Origin of the sequence: Pseudomonas sp. CFBP 8771, from assembly GCF_014841695.1 — a bacterium.
GTDB classification, from domain to species: Bacteria; Pseudomonadota; Gammaproteobacteria; order Pseudomonadales; family Pseudomonadaceae; genus Aquipseudomonas; species Aquipseudomonas baltica.
In genome coordinates this window covers 67,849-84,236 of sequence record NZ_JACYUJ010000010.1, presented here as the reverse complement: position 1 = coordinate 84,236, position 16,388 = coordinate 67,849, and the positions used below count along the sequence as shown (strand labels likewise).

Genomic DNA, 16,388 nt, shown 5'->3' with positions numbered 1-16,388 from the left:
GGGGGCTGGGAGAGATTGCCATGGGGTAGTTGGAAGATTCGGGGTAGGGATTGCCCTACAGGCCTGTCGCCCCTGAGCATGGGCGAGAAGTGCCAGAGCGGCTGCGTGGCAGAACCCCGGGTGCCACTGTCGTTTTCAGACCAGCTTGTGCTCCATCGCGTACTTCACCAGGTCGGCCAGCGACGCCACATTGAGCTTGTGCATCAGGCGCGCCTTGTGGGTGCTGATGGTTTTGCTGCTCAGGGCCAACTGCTGGGCAATGTCGTTGACGTTGGCGCCGCGAGCCAGGCGTTCGAACACCGAGAACTCGCGCTCCGACAGCAGGGCATGCCGCGGCCGGGCATCGGTGAGCCCAACCTCGAAGACCATGCGGTCGGCCAGGGCCGGGTCGATGTAGCGCCCGCCCGCGGCGACTCGGCGGATAGCGGTCAGCAGCAGCGCCGGGTCGCTGTCCTTGGTGGCATAACCTGCCGCGCCGACTTTCAATGCACGCGCGGCCATCTGCGCCTCGTCGTGCATGGACAACACCAGAATGGCCGGCGGATGAGGCAGCGCGCGGATCCGCGGAATGGCCTCCAGCCCATTGACGCCCGGCATGGAGATGTCCAGCAGGACCACGTCGCAAGGGGTGACGCGCAAGATCTCGAGCAACTGCTCGCCATTGCCGGCCTCCCCTGCCACCACCAGGTCCTTGGCCAGGGCGATCAATTGCTTGATGCCTTCACGCACGATGGTGTGGTCTTCGGCCACCAGCACTCGGATCAACGGGTCACCCTCCAGCAATCAATTCAACGGTGCGCTCAGTTCAACGGCACGGTGACGGTCAGGGCAGTGCCCTCCCCCAGCTGGCTGCTCAGTTCGAGCCGGCCACCGAGCATCAGTACGCGCTCGCGCATGCCTACCAGGCCGAACGACAGCGAGCTCACTTCGGCAGGTTCGAAGCCGCAGCCATCGTCGGTGATCGACAGGCGCAGGTCATTGCCTTCCTGGCTGAGCTCGATTTGCACAGTATGCGCCTGGGCGTGGCGAATGACATTGGTCAGCGCCTCTTGCAGAAGGCGAAAGAGGCCCACGGCCTTGGCGTCGTCCAGGGGCGGCAACTGTTCCGGAACGCTGACCAGGCAGGGAATCTGGGTGCGCTCCTCGAAGCGATGCGCCTGCCACTCGATGGCTGAGGCAATACCGGCATCCAGTATCGGCGGGCGCAAGGCGGTGGCCACGTCGCGCACCTGCTGGAACAGCTGGGCAATCAAGCGCTTCATGCTGTTGAGGCGTTCCTGAAGCCCGCTATCGAGGTCGGCGTAGGCCAGTTCGCACATCGAGGTTTCCAGTTTCAGTACCGTGAGGATCTGCCCCAGTTCGTCGTGCACTTCTCGGGCAATGCGCGCTTTTTCTTCCTCGCGCACGGTTTCCAGGTGCGCCGACAGCTCGCGCAGTTGCGCCTCGCTGTGTTGCAGGGCAGCCAGCGCCCGCCGTCGCTCGGTCACATCGGTGAGGTAGACCACCAGGTACTCGGCTTCGCGAAAGCGCAGGAAGCTCAGCGAGACATCGGTGGGCAGGACGCTGCCGTCGGCGCGTACGCAGTGGGTTTCGAAGGTTTGCGCAGTGTGTTCGCTGGCCCTGGCCAGCCGCCACAGGTTCAGCCAGCGGTCCATGCTCAGGCCCGGTTCGAAGTCGGCCAAGGGCTTGTCCACCACCGCGCCGGTGCCGTAGCCGAGCATGCGCTCGGCAGCGCGGTTGGCGTAGCGCACATGGCTGTCCCAGTTCACCCAGAGTATGCCGACCGTGCTTTGCTCGATGGAGAACTGGTTGACCCGCAGGGCTTCCTCGCTCGCCGCGCGCAGGGCAATGTCTTCCCGAGCCGCCAGCAGTTGCCGTTCCAGCGCGTGGACCTGGCGGCGCTGCCAGACCAGCAGTGCGATGATGGCCACGGCGATCAGCACCAGCAGCAGGCACAGGTTCTGCCAGAACCCTCGGGATTCGCTCAGGCGCGGGTACTGTGGCTGCAACCACCGCTCGTGCAGCCGCTCCAGGTCCTTGGCGGGCAGGGACTCCAAGGCCACGGTGACGATATGCGCCAACTGCGGCCAGTCGCGCCGCGTCGCCACCCGCAGCAACTGTGGATAACCTATGTCGCCGACCACCACCAGCTCGTCGAACTCGGCCTCGCGGGACAGCCGGCCCAACTGCGCCTCGTCCACCACCGCATAACGTGCCTGCTGGCTAAGCAGTAATTGCAGGGCCTGCCGTTCCAGCGGCACACCTTGCAGATTGAGATGGCTGTAGGTGTTGCGCAAATAGTCGGCAACCGCCCCTGGCATGCGCACGGCGACCCGGTCATTGGCCGAAAGCGTCTCGAGATCGATGGCGACTTCGCCATTGCGCTCGCCTACCAACAACTGCGGCACGCGCAGGTAGGGATCGGAAAACTGCCACAGTTTCAATCCGGCAGGGGTTTGCGCAAGACCGGGCGCCAGGTCCACCTCGCCTGCGCGCAAACCCTGTTCCAGCGCCGGCTGGTCGGCGTAGTTGCGCCAGATCAGCTCCACCTGCATGGCCTTGGCCAGCCAGTTCATCAGGTCGACGTTGACGCCGGACAACTGGCCCAGGCGACGGTCCAGTTGCGCATAGGGTTGCTGCAGTACCAGCCCGACGCGCAAGGTGCGATGCTCATCAAGCCACTGGATCTGCGCAGCGTCGAGCGGCAGCTTCACGGCGGGCACGGCGGCGGCGCCATGGACGAGCAACGGCAGGCACAACCCGCCCAGCAGTGAAAGGCGACGCAGCAGTGGGTACATATCGGTATGAACGACCTTTGCGTGGATGGCACTAAGCTATAGGCTTTGAATATCGACCGGTGTCGGGATTATCCGCGAGAAAAGGATCGCCTGTCAGGTTGCATCGATGGCAGCGTGCACTCGGCCCGGTATCGAACAAGCGAGTCATTCATTTGGGCGGGAAGTACCGATGAAAGTTGTTCAGTTGAGAGCCGTTTGCCTGGCATTGCTGGTGCCCCTGCACGGTGTTGCAGCGGCCGAAGAGGCCGCGCCAGCCAAGCAGACGGCCGAAGTCCGCCAGCCTCTGGCGGAGCGCAGCGTCGAGGATGCCCAGGCACTGGAACGTCAGTTGCCCGCCAGCGAGCAGCAACAATTGCAGGCCGGCAGCGACGAGTTCCTGTCGTTGTGGCGTCCGGCCAATACCGCCGATGCGCAGGGTACAGTGATCATCGTGCCAGGGGCCGGGGAAACGGCGGACTGGCCTCAGGGCGTGGGGCCGTTGCGGCGCAAGTTGCCGGATGCGGCGTTCAACACCCTGAGCCTGAGCCTGCCGGACCTGGTCAGCCAGATGCCTTCGGCCAGGCCAAACGAGAAACCGCCATTGCCGGTGACCACCGACACCCAGGCGACGCCACCGGACGCCGGCGCCGGGGTGGAAAAAGCCACGGCTCAGGACGCCGATACGGCCAGCACCGAAGTGCAGCTGCAAGACCCGATGCAGGTGGATGCCGAGCGGATCTTTGCCCGCATCGAAGCCGGCATCGCTTTCGCCCAGCAACACAACTCACGCAGGATCGTGCTGTTGGGGCATGGCAGCGGCGCTTACTGGGCGACCCGCTACATGGCCGAACGGCAGCCGGCGCACGTGCAGAAGCTGGTGTTGGTGGATACCCGCACACCGGACAATGCGCCGCAGCAGATCGACGAACTGGCCGCGCTGCTCAAGGTGCCCACCACGGATGTCTTCTACAGCGATCGTCAAGCAGCGGCTGACGCCGCGCAACGGCGTTTGCAGGCCAGCAAGCGGCAGAAAGGGGCGGTGTACTCGCAGGTTTCGCTCAAGTCGCTGCCGGACAAGGCCGCGCAGGCCGAGCAGCTGTTCCGGCGGGTCAAGGGTGCCTTGAATGCGCAGTAAGCCACTGCGCGGTTGATGCCGGGCCTGCGCATCAGCGCAGGTCCAGGCGCTCGCGGATCAGGCTGTAGGCGTTGTGCAGTTCGCGCGTACGGTCGGTGGCCTCCCGAATCTGCGCCGGTGTGGCACCACCGCCCACCAGTTTGTCGGGATGGTGGCGGCTGAGCAGACGCCGATAGGCACGCTTGATCTGGTCGGGCTCGGTGGTCGAGGAAACCCCCAGCAGGCGCAGTGCTTCTTCGAAGGCGCCGCCTCGCTTGGTCACCGGTCTGTGGCGCGGCTCGTAATCCTGCCCCAGCCCCTGCACCCGTGCCGAGGACCAGCCCAGCCACTTGCCCCAGGTGACTACCAGTTCGCGCTCGGCGGTACCGGCCTGGCCATCGGCCCAGACCATCCGCCAACAGGCACGCAGCATGCCTTCGGCGGAGTTGGGTTGATGCTTGAGGCGCAGCAGGTGACTGCGCAGCTGATCGCCTCCCGCCTTGCCGCGATTGAACGCAACGATGGCCCGTTTTCGCGCCTGTTCGTTGAGGTTCAACGAGCGCATTTCCCGCCGCGCCTGCTGGATATGCACCGCCAGCACCTGGCCTTCGGCCTTGGCCACTCGCCCCAGCAGGACAAACAGCAGTTGCTCGTCACGCAGTACCGATTTGCCCTTGAGCCTATCTACCAATTCACTCCAGGTCTGCAACCTGAGGTGTCGATCCAGCGCCTGACCGAGCACTATGCCCAGCAGCGCCCCTGGAATGCTGGCGAGGGCATAACCTGCCGCCGCGCCGACTACCGTTCCGGGCCACAACATATCAACCTCGCTCGGCCAGCAGGCGGTCGAGTTCGGTCAGGCGTTGCGCAGTGCCGACGTCGATCCACTGGCCCTGATAGTGTTCGCCGGTGACCTGCCCCACGTCCATTGCGCGGCGCAGCAGCGGTGCGAGCTTGAAGGCTGGCTCTCCATGGCCGTCGAACAGATCGGGATGGAGCACGGCAATACCGCTGTAGGTCAGGCCAGGCTGGTCGCGCACCTGGCCTTCGACCAGGCTGAAGTCGCCTTCGGGGTGATGAGCCGGATTGTCGACCAGCACCAGATGCGCGTGGCCCGCCAACGGACCGCGCAACCGACTGAAGTCGTAGTCGGTCCAGATGTCGCCGTTGACCACCACGAACGGTGCATCGCCGAGCAATGGCAACGCGTGGCGAATGCCACCGCCGGTTTCCAGTGGCTCGGTTTCGCGGGAATACTCGATGGCCACCCCGTAGCGAGCACCGTCGCCCAGATAGTCTTCGATCTGCTGGCCCAGCCAGGCGTGATTGATCACCACCTCGGCAAAGCCGGCCTGGGCCAAAGCCAGCAGGTGATACTCGATCAACCGCTTGCCGCCGGCGGCCAGCAACGGCTTGGGCGTGGTCAGGGTCAGCGGGCGCATGCGCTCGCCTTTGCCTGCCGCCAGGATCATGGCTTTCATGAGGACACTCCAAGGCTCTTGAACAGTTCACCCAGCTCAGCCAGCTCGGGGCGCCGCGCCAGCACCGTCTCTATATAAGAGAAGAAACGCGGCGCGTCGGCCAGATAACGGGGTTTGCCATCACGATGGCAGATACGGGCAAAAATGCCGATCACTTTCAGATGACGCTGCACGCCCATCAGATCACTGGCACGGCAGAACTCGGCGAAGTCCAGCTGCACCGGCACGCCCTGCTCGCCCGCCTGTTCCCAGTAGCGCTGCAGCCACGCCTGCACACGCGCTTCGGGCCAGCTGAGGAAGGCGTCCTTGAACAGGCAGGTGATGTCGTAGGTGACCGGGCCGTAGACCGCATCCTGAAAGTCCAGCACACCCGGGTTAGGCTCGCTGCGCATGAGGTTGCGCGGCATGTAGTCGCGATGCACCAGCACCTTGGGCTGCGCCAGGGCGCTGTCGATCAGGCGCGTGCACACCCGTTGCCAGGCTGCCGATTGCTCGGCGTCGAGCTGCTTGCCCAAAGCCTTGCCGACATACCATTGCGGAAACAGCTCGAGCTCGCGCTGCAACAGCGCAACGTCGTAGCTGGGCAGGTCACCGCTGGCCGGCAGTTTCTGCAGTGCCAGCAGCGCGTCGATGGCATCGGCAAACAGCGCGTCGGCGTTGTCCGCATCGATCACGTCCAGGTAGGTCTGGTGGCCCAGATCGCTCAACAACAGGAAGCCGCGCTCGAGGTCCTGGGCATGAATCTGCGGCACATTGAGGCCGGCGCTCGCCAGCAGTTCGTCGATTTTCACGAACGGCGCGCAGTTTTCCTGGGGCGGCGGCGCATCCATGACGATAAAACTGCGACCCTGGCCCTGCCAGCGAAAGTATCGGCGAAAACTTGCATCGCTACTGGCCGCGGTCAACGTGGCCGGGGGTACGGCGCCCCATTGGCGAGCCTGGAAGAGCTTCTCGAGCTGCTCGTCGAGCCATGTTTTGAGGTGTTGCAGGCGTACATCTTGATCAGGCATTGCAAGGGTCTCCGACGGCGCTAGCCGTCAAGCGGGTCATGCTTTATTATCCAGCATCTTTTTCAGACCATCGAGAGGCGTGCGGCCCCCCCGCGGGCAAGATGGCACGCAGGAAGCCCGGACTAATAAGATGGCATTGAAATCCCCCGCGTTTCGTAAAAAATTTCCGTTGCTGGTCACTGGCGGTTTGCTGGTGATGCAACCCATGGCCACCCCGTTCGTTTTTGCTGCAGAGCAATTCGACTGCCAAGTCTCCGCTGCTGGTGCCTGGGACTGCAACCCCAAGGCCAACGCCGCGCAGTTGCCGCCGCGCCCCGTGCACGACGGCGCGGCAGTGGCGAGCGGCAGCAGCGGTGCCTCTTCACGCGAAGAGAAAACCGTCGGGCCGGTTGCGGTCACGCAGAGCAAGGGCCGTGGCCTGAGCTCGCGCAGCCCCGACTACAGCCATCTCGACTGGGTGCCGCGCAGCAAGCTGACCGCCGCCCAACTGGCCGAGACCGGGCCGTACTGCTCCGGTGCGTACATCGAGCCGGTGCGTCCGGGCATGAACGACGACACGCCGAAGAGCGAGGCACCGACCTTCATCGGCGCCAAGGCTTCGCGCTACCAGACCGAGGAGCAGATCGCCTCGCTGGCCGGTGACGTCGTGATGCGCCAGGGCAGCATGCAGATCGAGGCCGACGAGGCCAGCCTGCACCAGGCCGAGAACCGCGGCGAGCTCAACGGCAACGTCAAGCTGCGCGACAACGGCGCGCTGGTCGTGGGCGACCACGCCCAGATCCAGCTCGACACCGGTGAAGCCCAGGTCGACAACGCCGAATACGTGCTGCACAAGTCGCGCATCCGCGGCAATGCGCTGTACGCCAAGCGCGCCGAGAACGCGATCATCCGCCTCAAGGACGGTACCTATACCACCTGCGAGCCGGACAGCAACGCCTGGCAGCTCAAGGGCAACAACATCACGCTGAACCCGGCCACCGGTTTCGGCACGGCGACCAACGTCACCCTTCGCGTGAAGGATATTCCGGTGCTTTACACGCCGTATATCTACTTCCCGATCGACGACCGTCGCCAGTCCGGCTTCCTGCCGCCGTCCTTCGCCAGCGACAGCGACAGCGGCTTCACCCTGGTTGCCCCGTACTACTTCAACCTGGCGCCGAACTACGACGCCACGTTGTACCCGCGCTACATGGCCAAGCGTGGCTTGATGATGGAAGGCGAATTCCGCTACCTGACCAAGACCAGCGAAGGCCAGTTCGGCGGCGCGTACCTGAACGACGAAAACGACGATCGCAGCCAGCAGTCCGACTACGACAAGACCCGCTGGATGGTCAACTGGCAGCACAAGGGCGGCCTGGATTCGCGCCTGACCACTGAAGTCGACTACACCGACATCAGCGATCCGTACTACTTCCAGGACCTGCAGTCGGACCAGATCGGCGTCGAGCGCACCGACTGGATCAACCAGCAGGGTGCCCTGACCTATCGCGGTGACAACTACACCGCACGCTTGAACGCCCAGGCGTACAAGCTGGCGACCGTGGCCGACATCACCCCGTACAACCGCATGCCGCAGATCACCTTCAACGGTGCGCTGCCTTACCATCCGGGCGGTCTGGACTTCACCTACAACAGCGAGATCGTGCGTTTCGAGCGTGACCTGCGCACCGGCACCTTCATCAACGAAGACGGTTTCGGCGAGCGCCGCATCGACAACAACGTTCAGGGCCTGGCGCGTGCCAACGGCAACCGCCTGAACCTGGAGCCGGGCGTGTCGCTGCCGCTGAACTGGAACTGGGGCTTCGTGCGTCCGTCGCTCAAGTACATGTACACCCAGTACGATCTGGATCTGGACAGCCAAGGCAAGAGCAGCCTGCTGGCCGACGAGCGTTTCAGCAGCTCGCAGAACCGCGGCGTACCGATCGCCAGCATCGACAGCGGCCTGTACTTCGACCGCGACACCCAGATGTTCGGCACCAACTTCCGCCAGACCCTGGAACCGCGCCTGTTCTACCTCTATGTTCCCGAGGAAGACCAGACCGACATTCCGGTGTTCGACACGTCGGAAACCACTTTCAGCTACGGCTCGCTGTTCCGTGAAAACCGCTTCACCGGTTCCGACCGCGTGGGCGACGAGAACAAGCTGTCGCTGGGCGTGACCAGCCGCTGGATCGAGGAGAACGGTTTCGAGCGTCAGCGTGTGAGCGTCGGCCAGGCCGTGTACTTCAAGGATCGTGAAGTGCAACTGCCGGGCGTCGATTTCAAGACGCGCGACGATGCCCAGGCCAACGTTTCGCCGTACGCCCTGGAATACGAATATCGCTTCAACCGCGACTGGCGCTTCAGCTCGGACTTCAACTGGGATCCGGACAGCCGCAGCACCCGTTCGGGCAGCGCGATGTTCCACTACCAGCCTGAAGACAACCCGAACAAGGTGGTCAACCTGGGCTACCGCTACCGCGACGACACCGTGCACTACGATTCGGCGACCGGTCGCTGGACCTTCGGTGGCGACTACGGTCAGCCGGGCGATCCGAACTACGTGAAGGACTACTACAAGATCCAGCAGCATGACTTCTCGGTCATGTGGCCGATCGTGCCGCAGTGGAGCGTCATCAGCCGCTGGCAGTTCGACTACAACCGCAATCGCACGCTGGAAGCCTTTGGTGGTTTCGAATACGACAACTGCTGCTGGAAGATGCGTCTGATCAACCGCTACTGGGTTGACTACGACGAGTACAGCCAGGCCGCCCCGCAGAACGAAAAAGGCGACCACGGCATCTTCCTGCAAATCGTGCTGAAGGGCCTCGGTGGCGTGGTAGGCAATAAGGTCGAGGGTTTCCTCGACAAGGGCATTCAAGGTTATCGTGAACGTGAAGACCAAGCTATGTGATCTGCTGCGCCCAGTCGTGCTGGGCGCCATGCTGCTGGGCACCACGGCGCACGCCGCGGTGCAACAGCTGGACCGCGTCGTGGCCATCGTCGACAACGACGTGGTCATGCAAAGCCAGCTCGACCAGCGCGTCAAGGAAGTGCAGCAAACCATCGCCAAGCGTGGCGGTGGCGTACCTGCGGCGAGCGTCCTGCAACAGCAGGTGCTGGAACGCCTGATCGTCGAGAATCTGCAGCTGCAGATCGGCGAACGTTCCGGCATTCGCATTACCGACGAAGAACTCAACGGCGCCATCGCCACCATTGCCCAGCGCAACAACATGTCGACCGAGCAGTTCCGTGCCGCACTGGCGCATGACGGCCTGTCGTATGACGATGCGCGCGAGCAGGTGAAGCGCGAGATGATCATCAGCCGCGTACGCCAGCGTCGCGTGGCCGAGCGCATCCAGGTATCCGAGCAGGAAGTGAAGAACTTCCTCGCCTCGGACCTGGGCAAGATGCAGCTGTCCGAAGAACTGCACCTGGCCAACATCCAGATCCAGGTCCCGGAAAGCGCCAGCTCGGCGGCTATCCAGGCAGCGGCGAGCAAGGCCGAGGACATCTATCGCCAGCTCAAGCAGGGTGCCGACTTCAACAAGTTGGCGATTGCCAGCTCGTCGAGCGAGAACGCCCTGGAAGGCGGCGACATGGGCTGGCGCAAGCCTGCTCAGCTGCCGGCACCGTTCGACCGCATGCTCAGCAGCATGCCGGTCGGCGATGTCACCCAGCCAGTGCGCACGCCCGTAGGCTTCATCATCCTCAAGGTGCTGGACAAGCGCGGTGGCGCCACCCAGACCGTGGACGAAGTGCACGTACGTCACATTCTGCTCAAGCCGAGCGAGATTCGCAGCCCGGCCCAGACCGAAGAACTGGCACGCAAGCTGTACGAACGCATCGAAAACGGCGAGGACTTCGCCACCCTGGCGAAGAATTTCTCGGAAGATCCAGGCTCGGCGCTCAACGGCGGCGATCTGAACTGGGTCAACCCTCAGTCGCTGGTGCCTGAGTTTCGCGAAACCATGGCGTCGACGCCGGTGGAAACGGTTTCGCGTCCGTTCCAGACCCAGTTCGGCTGGCATGTGCTGCAGGTGCTGGGGCGCCGTGCGACCGACAACACCGAGCAGGCCCGCGACCAGCAGGCAATGACCGTGTTGCGCAACCGCAAGTATGACGAAGAGCTGCAGACCTGGATGCGCCAGATCCGCGACGAAGCCTACGTCGAAATCAAGCTGCCTGGCGCCGACCAGGCTGCGCAGTGACCCCCAAGCGTTTCGCGTTGACGCCCGGTGAGCCGGCGGGCATAGGTCCAGACCTGTGCCTGCTGCTGGCCGCGCAACCCCAGCCTCACCCCCTGATCGCCATCACCAGCCGTGACCTGCTCGCCAAGCGGGCCGCGCAGCTGGGGCTGGCCGTCAGCCTGCTGGAAGTCGATGCCGACGCCCTCCCCGACCAGCCTGCGCCAGCGGGCAGCCTGTACGTCTGGGACACGCCTCTGGGCGCGCCGGTACTCACCGGCCAGCTGAATACCGCCAACGCCGCGTTCGTGCTGCAGACCTTGACGCGTGCAGCGCAGGGCTGCCTCGACGGGCTTTTCGCGGGCATGATCACCGCGCCGGTGCACAAGGGTGTCATCAACGACGGTGGCATCGCGTTCTCCGGACACACCGAATTCCTCGCCGACCTTACCGCTACCGAACAGGTGGTGATGATGCTTGCAACCGGCAATCTGCGCGTCGCACTGGTGACCACTCACCTGCCCCTGCGCGAGGTGGCCGATGCGATCACCGTCGAGCGCCTGGAGCGGGTCACGCGCATTCTGCACGCCGACCTGCAGGGCAAGTTCGGCCTGACCCGACCGCGCATCCTGGTCTGCGGTCTGAACCCCCATGCTGGCGAAAGCGGCCACCTGGGCCGCGAGGAAATCGACATCATCGAGCCTACCCTGGAGCGTCTGCGCGCCGAAGGCATGGATCTGCGCGGGCCGCTGCCCGCCGATACGCTCTTCACTCCCAAATACCTGCAGCATTGCGATGCGGTGCTGGCGATGTATCACGACCAGGGCCTGCCCGTACTCAAGTACAAAGGCTTTGGCGCCGCGGTCAACGTGACCCTGGGGTTGCCGATCATCCGCACCTCCGTGGACCACGGCACCGCCCTGGACCTGGCCGGAACCGGCAAGGTCGATACCGGCAGCCTGCGCGTCGCCCTCGACACCGCCTATCGAATGGCCGAGACATTTTAATGACCGAGCACTACCAACACCGGGCGCGCAAGCGCTTTGGCCAGAACTTTCTCCACGATGCCGGCGTGATCGACCGTATCCTTCGCTCCATCCACGCCAAGCCCGGTGAACACCTGCTGGAAATCGGGCCGGGCCAGGGCGCCCTTACCGAAGGCCTGCTGGGCAGCGGTGCGCAACTGGACGTGGTGGAACTGGACAAGGACCTGGTGCCGATCCTCAATCAGCAATTCGCCGGCAAGGGCAATTTCCGCCTGCACCAGGGCGATGCATTGAAGTTCGACTTCACCAGTCTGGGCGCCGAGGCTGGCACCCTGCGCGTGGTCGGCAACCTGCCGTACAACATCTCCACCCCGCTGATCTTCCACCTGCTGCACAACGCCCACCTGATCTGCGACATGCATTTCATGCTGCAGAAGGAAGTGGTCGAGCGCATGGCTGCAGGCCCTGGTGGCGGCGACTGGGGACGGCTGTCGATCATGGTCCAGTACCACTGCCGCGTCGAGCACCTCTTCAACGTCGGGCCGGGCGCGTTCAATCCGCCGCCCAAGGTCGATTCGGCCATCGTGCGCCTGGTACCTCACACCATCCTGCCCCACCCGGCCAAGGATCACCGCCTGCTCGAGCGAGTGGTGCGCGAAGCCTTCAACCAGCGGCGCAAGACCTTGCGCAATACGCTCAAGGCGCTGCTGCCCGTCGAGGCGATCGAAGCGGCCGGCGTCGACGGCAGCCTGCGGCCCGAACAGCTCGACCTCGCGGCTTTCGTGCGCCTGGCTGATCAACTCGCCGAACGAAGCGACCCGCTCTGACCTCTAACCTGGACCAAGCGATTGGTCCACAGGCCACCGCGTTGCCCCGGACTGACCCTGAACCGGCCAACGCCGGCTACATTAGCTCTCGTTTTCAAGGCCCTTTGCATGTCCGATCCCCGTTATCAGATCGACGTCAGCGTCGTGACCCGTTTCCTGGCAGAACAATCACAGCCCGAGCAGCAGCGTTTTGCCTTTGCCTATACCGTTACCGTGAGCAACAACGGACAGATACCGGCTCGCCTGCTGTCTCGCCACTGGGTGATCACCGATGGCGATGGCAAGGTTGAGGAAGTCCGGGGCGCCGGTGTCATTGGCCAGCAACCGCTGATCGCCGCCGGTGAAAGCCACACCTATTCCAGCGGCACGGTGATGGCCACCACGGTGGGCAACATGCAGGGCAGCTATCAGATGCAGGCCGAAGACGGCAAGCAGTTCGAAGCCGTTATCGCCCCGTTTCGCCTCGCCGTACCAGGCGCCCTGCACTGATGGCAGTGTACGCAGTCGGTGACTTGCAAGGCTGCCTGCAGCCACTCAAGTGCCTGCTGCAACGGGTCGCCTTCGACCCTGCCAAGGACACACTGTGGCTGGTGGGCGACCTGGTCAACCGCGGGCCGAGTTCGCTGGAAACCCTGCGCTACCTGTATGGCATGCGTGACGCGCTGGTGTGTGTGCTGGGCAATCACGACCTGCACCTGCTGGCGGTGGCCAACGACGCCGAGCGGCTCAAGCGCGGCGATACCTTGCGCGAAATCCTCGACGCACCCGACGGCCCGCAGTTGCTCGACTGGCTGCGCCGGCAGAAGCTGCTGCACCACGACGAACAGCGCAATGCCGTGCTGGTGCATGCCGGGATTCCACCACAATGGTCGCTGCGCAAGGCCCTGCGCCTGGCCGCCGAGGTCGAGACCGCGCTGCGTGATGACCAGCTGTTCAAGCCGTTTCTGGACGGCATGTACGGCAACGAGCCGAACAAGTGGGACAAGGCGTTGCAGGGCGTTGCCCGCTTGCGTGTGATCACCAACTACTTCACCCGCATGCGTTTCTGCACCGCCGACGGCAAGCTCGACCTCAAGGGCAAGGAAGGCGCCGACACCGCGCTGCCCGGCTACGCGCCCTGGTTCGCCCACAAGGAGCGCAAGACGCGCGACCTGAAGATCATCTTCGGCCATTGGGCGGCGCTGGAAGGGCGTTGCGAGGAGCCGGGCGTGTTCGCGCTCGATACCGGATGCGTGTGGGGCGGTGCGATGACGCTGCTCGACGTCGACAGCGGCGAGCGCCTGTCCTGCAAATGCACCGATGAGGGCGATGTGCACTTGCCTGCAGCGACCCCCGCGGCAGATTTCCCTCCCCCGAGCGACAAACGCTAGAATGGGCGACCAGCCCAGGAGCCTGTCCATGACCGAATTCAAACGCATCCCTCCGCAAGACGTCCAGAGCCTGCGCGAACAGGGCGCCGTGGTGGTGGATATCCGCGACCCGCAAACCTTCGCGGCTGGCCATATCACCGATTCCACGCACCTGGACAACCACTCGCTGCACGGTTTCATCACGGCGGCCGATCTGGACAAGCCGCTGGTCGTGGTCTGCTACCACGGCAATTCCAGCCAGAGCGCCGCTGCCTACCTGGTCAGCCAGGGCTTTTCCGATGTGTACAGCATGGACGGCGGCTTCGAGCTGTGGCGCAGCACCTTTCCGGGCGAAACCAGCCAGGCTGAATAATCCTTCGCAAGCCCCGCGCGACGAAATTTTTTTCGTCGCCGACGCCGCGCCCCACGGGCCTTCGCAGCATTGTCGCCAGACCCTGGCGGCAGTTAATTGCGCATCCGCGCTTGAAATCTTCGATAACCAACTATCCTTAAGCTCAGGCCATCCATAACAGGGGAGAGCCGGTACACCGGCGCGCGGGTCAATCGGTCAAGGCTACAAGGGTGTTCTGGGGGGTATACGGCCACCACGGGGTTTGGGTGACCGCCAGCATCAACTGAGTGATCCGACGTCGGCTCCACGTATCGAGCGAGGTGACGTCATGAGTATCTTTAGCCACTTCCAACAACGCTTCGAATCCACACGCCAGGAAGAGCTCTCGTTACAGGAGTACCTCGAGCTGTGCAAAACCGACCGCAGGACCTACGCGTCTGCCGCCGAGCGGATCCTGATGGCGATAGGGGAGCCCGAATTGCTCGACACGTCGACCAATTCCCGGCTGTCGCGCATCTTCTCCAACAAGGTGATTCGTCGCTACCCAGCGTTCGAAGACTTCCACGGCATGGAGGAATGCATCGACCAGATCGTGTCGTACTTCCGCCATGCGGCGCAGGGCCTGGAAGAGAAGAAACAGATCCTGTACCTGCTGGGCCCGGTAGGCGGCGGCAAGTCTTCGCTGGCCGAGAAGCTCAAGCAGCTGATCGAGAAGGTGCCGTTCTACGCGATCAAGGGTTCGCCGGTGTTCGAGTCGCCCCTGGGGCTGTTCAATGCCACCGAGGACGGCGCGATCCTTGAAGAAGACTTCGGCATTCCGCAACGCTACCTGAGCACCATCATGTCGCCCTGGGCCACCAAGCGCCTGGCCGAATTCGGCGGCGACATCAGCCAGTTCCGCGTGGTCAAGCTCTACCCTTCCATTCTCAACCAGATCGCCGTGGCCAAGACCGAGCCGGGCGACGAGAACAACCAGGACATTTCCGCGCTGGTGGGCAAGGTCGACATCCGCAAGCTGGAGGAGTACCCACAGAACGACGCCGATGCCTACAGCTACTCGGGTGCCCTGTGCCGGGCCAACCAGGGCCTGATGGAATTCGTCGAGATGTTCAAGGCGCCGATCAAGGTGCTCCATCCGCTGCTGACCGCCACCCAGGAGGGTAACTACAACAGTACCGAAGGGCTGGGCGCGATTCCCTATTCGGGCATCCTGCTGGCGCACTCCAACGAATCGGAGTGGCACAGCTTTCGCAACAACAAGAACAACGAGGCGTTCATCGACCGGATCTACATCGTCAAGGTGCCGTACTGCCTGCGTGTCAGCGACGAGATCAAGATCTACGACAAGCTGCTGTTCAACAGCTCGCTGTCCAAGGCCCATTGCGCGCCCGACACCCTGAAGATGCTGGCGCAGTTCACCGTGCTGTCGCGGCTCAAGGAGCCGGACAACTCCAACATCTATTCGAAGATGCGCGTGTACGACGGGGAGAACCTCAAGGACACCGATCCCAAGGCCAAGTCGATCCAGGAATACCGCGACACTGCGGGCGTGGATGAAGGCATGAATGGCCTGTCGACGCGCTTCGCCTTCAAGATTCTCTCCAAGGTGTTCAACTTCGACCCCCACGAGATCGCCGCCAACCCGGTGCACCTGCTTTATGTACTGGAGCAGCAGATCGAACAGGAGCAATTCCCTGCCGAGGTGCGCGAGCGGTACCTGCGCTTCCTCAAGGAATACCTGGCACCGCGCTACATCGAGTTCATCGGCAAGGAGATCCAGACCGCGTACCTGGAGTCGTACAGCGAGTACGGGCAGAACATCTTCGACCGCTACGTGCTGTACGCCGATTTCTGGATTCAGGATCAGGAGTACCGCGACCCGGAAACCGGCGAGATTCTCAACCGCGTGGCCCTCAACGAAGAGCTGGAAAAGATCGAGAAGCCAGCCGGCATCAGCAACCCGAAGGATTTCCGCAACGAGATCGTCAACTTCGTGCTGCGCGCCCGCGCCAACAACAACGGCAAGAATCCGACCTGGCTCAGCTACGAGAAGCTGCGCGTGGTGATCGAGAAGAAAATGTTCTCTAACACCGAGGACTTGTTGCCGGTCATCAGTTTCAACGCCAAGGCCAGCAAGGAGGACCAGCAGAAGCACAACGACTTCGTCACTCGCATGGTCGAGCGCGGCTATACCGACAAGCAGGTCCGTCTGCTGTCCGAGTGGTATCTGCGGGTCAGGAAGTCGCAGTGATCACGCGGTAGGTTTCAGGCTGCGACGGGCCCAGGCAGGCATCGATGCCCGGGCCTTTCGCTGCTCTCGACTTGT

General features: G+C 63.5%; 14 protein-coding genes. 9 read left to right on the top strand and 5 right to left on the bottom strand.

Translation table 11 applies throughout. The features are described from left to right. Positions 1-135: 135 nt before the first annotated feature. Together IFT80_RS20675 and IFT80_RS20670 are read right to left on the bottom strand one after the other, a co-directional pair. Entirely contained in the window at positions 136-765 is a 630-nt protein-coding gene (locus IFT80_RS20675) for a response regulator (RefSeq protein WP_185795322.1), read from the bottom strand. 35 nt (positions 766-800) lie between these two features. Further along, on the bottom strand, positions 801-2,798 hold the full coding sequence (locus tag IFT80_RS20670; protein WP_192138232.1) for a sensor histidine kinase: 1,998 nt from the start codon (positions 2,796-2,798) through the stop codon (positions 801-803). A 169-nt stretch (positions 2,799-2,967) separates the two neighbouring features. On the opposite strand from IFT80_RS20670, the gene IFT80_RS20665 reads away from it, so the two are divergent. Further along, positions 2,968-3,912: an alpha/beta hydrolase family protein gene (locus IFT80_RS20665; protein WP_192138230.1), complete on the top strand. Its 945-nt coding sequence runs from the start codon at positions 2,968-2,970 to the stop codon at positions 3,910-3,912. A 31-nt stretch (positions 3,913-3,943) separates the two neighbouring features. Here the strand turns inward: IFT80_RS20665 and IFT80_RS20660 are convergent, their stop codons facing one another. From IFT80_RS20660 to IFT80_RS20650, 3 genes are read right to left on the bottom strand one after another with little or no spacing between them, the layout of a single operon-like run. Further along, positions 3,944-4,711, bottom strand: a complete 768-nt coding sequence (locus IFT80_RS20660; RefSeq protein ID WP_192138228.1) for a DnaJ domain-containing protein — start codon at positions 4,709-4,711, stop codon at positions 3,944-3,946. Position 4,712: 1 nt separating this feature from the next. Continuing rightward, a complete protein-coding gene (murU, locus tag IFT80_RS20655; protein ID WP_192104462.1) occupies positions 4,713-5,372 on the bottom strand; it encodes an N-acetylmuramate alpha-1-phosphate uridylyltransferase MurU in 660 nt (219 codons plus the stop codon). Next, positions 5,369-6,382, bottom strand: a complete 1,014-nt coding sequence (locus tag IFT80_RS20650) for an aminoglycoside phosphotransferase family protein (protein WP_192060032.1) — start codon at positions 6,380-6,382, stop codon at positions 5,369-5,371. The genes murU and IFT80_RS20650 overlap by 4 nt, the downstream gene beginning before the upstream one ends. 130 nt (positions 6,383-6,512) lie before the next feature. Here IFT80_RS20650 and IFT80_RS20645 point away from each other — a divergent pair, with 130 nt between their 5' ends. The 8 genes from IFT80_RS20645 (at position 6,513) to IFT80_RS20610 (ending at position 16,313) form a co-directional block, all read left to right on the top strand. Continuing rightward, complete coding sequence (locus IFT80_RS20645) at positions 6,513-9,275, top strand: LPS-assembly protein LptD (protein WP_192138226.1); 2,763 nt, start codon at positions 6,513-6,515, stop codon at positions 9,273-9,275. Next, the gene (gene surA, locus IFT80_RS20640; RefSeq protein ID WP_122477153.1) at positions 9,256-10,572 is read left to right on the top strand and encodes a peptidylprolyl isomerase SurA; all 1,317 of its coding nucleotides are present in this window, start codon (positions 9,256-9,258) and stop codon (positions 10,570-10,572) included. Before IFT80_RS20645 ends, surA begins: the two co-directional genes overlap by 20 nt. Further along, positions 10,569-11,555, top strand: coding sequence for a 4-hydroxythreonine-4-phosphate dehydrogenase PdxA (pdxA, locus tag IFT80_RS20635; protein WP_192138223.1), 987 nt, complete (start codon positions 10,569-10,571; stop codon positions 11,553-11,555). Before surA ends, pdxA begins: the two co-directional genes overlap by 4 nt. Next, complete coding sequence (rsmA, locus tag IFT80_RS20630; protein ID WP_192138221.1) at positions 11,555-12,361, top strand: 16S rRNA (adenine(1518)-N(6)/adenine(1519)-N(6))-dimethyltransferase RsmA; 807 nt, start codon at positions 11,555-11,557, stop codon at positions 12,359-12,361. The genes pdxA and rsmA overlap by 1 nt, the downstream gene beginning before the upstream one ends. A gap of 108 nt (positions 12,362-12,469) precedes the next feature. Beyond that, positions 12,470-12,850, top strand: coding sequence for a Co2+/Mg2+ efflux protein ApaG (gene apaG, locus IFT80_RS20625; protein ID WP_122477148.1), 381 nt, complete (start codon positions 12,470-12,472; stop codon positions 12,848-12,850). Continuing rightward, positions 12,850-13,731, top strand: a complete 882-nt coding sequence (locus tag IFT80_RS20620) for a symmetrical bis(5'-nucleosyl)-tetraphosphatase (RefSeq protein WP_192138219.1) — start codon at positions 12,850-12,852, stop codon at positions 13,729-13,731. Before apaG ends, IFT80_RS20620 begins: the two co-directional genes overlap by 1 nt. Positions 13,732-13,759: 28 nt before the next feature. Continuing rightward, positions 13,760-14,083: a thiosulfate sulfurtransferase GlpE gene (gene glpE, locus IFT80_RS20615; RefSeq protein ID WP_122477145.1), complete on the top strand. Its 324-nt coding sequence runs from the start codon at positions 13,760-13,762 to the stop codon at positions 14,081-14,083. A 307-nt stretch (positions 14,084-14,390) separates the two neighbouring features. After that, positions 14,391-16,313, top strand: a complete 1,923-nt coding sequence (locus IFT80_RS20610; RefSeq protein WP_192138217.1) for a PrkA family serine protein kinase — start codon at positions 14,391-14,393, stop codon at positions 16,311-16,313. Positions 16,314-16,388: the final 75 nt, after the last annotated feature.

Excerpts from the sequence above, each read along its gene's own strand:
- IFT80_RS20670 (WP_192138232.1), bottom strand. The coding sequence starts at position 2,798 with ATGTACCCACTGCTGCGTCGCCTTTCACTGCTGGGCGGGTTGTGCCTG.
- IFT80_RS20665 (WP_192138230.1), top strand. The coding sequence starts at position 2,968 with ATGAAAGTTGTTCAGTTGAGAGCCGTTTGCCTGGCATTGCTGGTGCCC.
- IFT80_RS20660 (WP_192138228.1), bottom strand. The coding sequence starts at position 4,711 with ATGTTGTGGCCCGGAACGGTAGTCGGCGCGGCGGCAGGTTATGCCCTC.
- murU (WP_192104462.1), bottom strand. The coding sequence starts at position 5,372 with ATGAAAGCCATGATCCTGGCGGCAGGCAAAGGCGAGCGCATGCGCCCG.
- IFT80_RS20650 (WP_192060032.1), bottom strand. The coding sequence starts at position 6,382 with ATGCCTGATCAAGATGTACGCCTGCAACACCTCAAAACATGGCTCGAC.
- IFT80_RS20645 (WP_192138226.1), top strand. The coding sequence starts at position 6,513 with ATGGCATTGAAATCCCCCGCGTTTCGTAAAAAATTTCCGTTGCTGGTC.
- rsmA (WP_192138221.1), top strand. The coding sequence starts at position 11,555 with ATGACCGAGCACTACCAACACCGGGCGCGCAAGCGCTTTGGCCAGAAC.
- apaG (WP_122477148.1), top strand. The coding sequence starts at position 12,470 with ATGTCCGATCCCCGTTATCAGATCGACGTCAGCGTCGTGACCCGTTTC.
- IFT80_RS20620 (WP_192138219.1), top strand. The coding sequence starts at position 12,850 with ATGGCAGTGTACGCAGTCGGTGACTTGCAAGGCTGCCTGCAGCCACTC.
- glpE (WP_122477145.1), top strand. The coding sequence starts at position 13,760 with ATGACCGAATTCAAACGCATCCCTCCGCAAGACGTCCAGAGCCTGCGC.
- IFT80_RS20610 (WP_192138217.1), top strand. The coding sequence starts at position 14,391 with ATGAGTATCTTTAGCCACTTCCAACAACGCTTCGAATCCACACGCCAG.